3 protein-coding genes are annotated in these 1121 nt (G+C 56.3%); 1 reads left to right on the forward strand and 2 read right to left on the reverse strand.

The genetic code is table 11. The annotated features are described in order from the left end of the window. Window positions 1-8: 8 nt before the first annotated feature. Window positions 9-293, reverse strand: a complete 285-nt coding sequence (locus tag AAIL66_RS24310) for a hypothetical protein (protein WP_216361083.1) — start codon at window positions 291-293, stop codon at window positions 9-11. A gap of 27 nt (window positions 294-320) precedes the next feature. Next, on the reverse strand, window positions 321-584 hold the full coding sequence (locus AAIL66_RS24315; protein WP_343497964.1) for a hypothetical protein: 264 nt from the start codon (window positions 582-584) through the stop codon (window positions 321-323). Between the two features lie 190 nt (window positions 585-774). Between AAIL66_RS24315 and AAIL66_RS24320 the strand changes: the two genes are divergently transcribed. Next, window positions 775-1098 carry a metalloregulator ArsR/SmtB family transcription factor gene (locus AAIL66_RS24320; RefSeq protein WP_059441393.1) on the forward strand — a complete coding sequence of 108 codons (324 nt, stop codon included), beginning with the start codon at window positions 775-777 and terminating at the stop codon, window positions 1096-1098. Window positions 1099-1121 lie beyond the last annotated feature (23 nt).

Consider the following 1121-nt stretch of genomic DNA (forward strand, 5'->3'; position numbering starts at 1 on the left):
ACCATGTCCTATTTTCGTCGATGACTGGGGGATATGGAGGCAGGTTTCAATGGCCTTGTTACCGAAGGTAGATAAAGCACCATAGGCGGCAAGTGGCTCCTGGTATTCACCACGGACATGGCAATACGCATGCCATCGGGCATATCGGGATCGGCGACGACTGCCTGGATGTACTGATTCTTTTGGACCTCGGCCGTCGCGGCCTGATCCACGTAGTAGCTGCCGCCACCAATGTCGGTCAAGACCAGCAAGGCACCAATGCTGGTGCGCAGCTGTGATGGAATCTTGCTCATGGCGTGCCCCCTACGGCAGCCTTGGCCCTATCGCGCAGCTCCGCGCGCCTGCTCATGCACATAGTCACGGCGCCATTTCCAGACCAGGTAGGCTGCCTGCAATGCCATAAAGGCAATCGATGCCAGGACCAGCCAGTCACTGAGGGGCAGGCCTGCGAGCCGGAAGCCTCCGGCTGTTACTGCCCCCGGCGTGGCTTGTGCGGCCGCGACCACAATGTCTTGTTTCTGCTCGGCACTCAGATGCTGGTGAATGCCCAGCAGCGCCAGCATTGATGCGAGAGCTTTTTTCATGCCCCGGAGTGTTCCGGGGCTGGACTCAATGGTCGAACCCTAGAGGGGTGTACGCCCTACTGCAGGCCGCTATCGACCACAAGCAGCCATTTGACGAGCATCCATAAAGCGGTCATCCCTTAGCCCGACAGCAATCCCGATCCCGCATCTCAATCGTACAATTATTCAATATTTCTTGTATTATTGATTAATGCAAGAAATCCAAGTTATCCGTTCCCTCTCAGCTTTGGCCCATGAAGCACGCCTGCGCGTTTTTCGTGCGTTGGTGGTTGCAGGACCTGAAGGCCTGACTCCCAGTGCATTGGCGGAACAGTTGGGTATTGCCCCCAATGCACTGTCGTTTCACCTAAAGGAACTGTTCCATGCTGAACTCGTGAGTCAAGAGAAGCAGGGCCGAAATGTGCTCTATCGCGCTGCATTTCCCGTCATGAATGGTCTGCTCGCATATCTCACCGAGAACTGCTGCCAGGGAGCTGCCTGCACGCCAGACGCCGCAGCTTTGTGCCAGTGCTGAAGCGGTCGTTGCTAAGAACAGTT

This window comes from Comamonas sp. F1-6 (assembly GCF_039581415.1).
GTDB lineage: Bacteria > Pseudomonadota > Gammaproteobacteria > Burkholderiales > Burkholderiaceae_C > Comamonas > Comamonas thiooxydans.

What these genes read in the sequence shown, in the direction of transcription:
- AAIL66_RS24315 (WP_343497964.1), bottom strand. Translation starts at nt 584, where the DNA reads ATGAAAAAAGCTCTCGCATCAATGCTGGCGCTGCTGGGCATTCACCAG.
- AAIL66_RS24320 (WP_059441393.1), top strand. Translation starts at nt 775, where the DNA reads ATGCAAGAAATCCAAGTTATCCGTTCCCTCTCAGCTTTGGCCCATGAA.
- AAIL66_RS24310 (WP_216361083.1), bottom strand. Translation starts at nt 293, where the DNA reads ATGAGCAAGATTCCATCACAGCTGCGCACCAGCATTGGTGCCTTGCTG.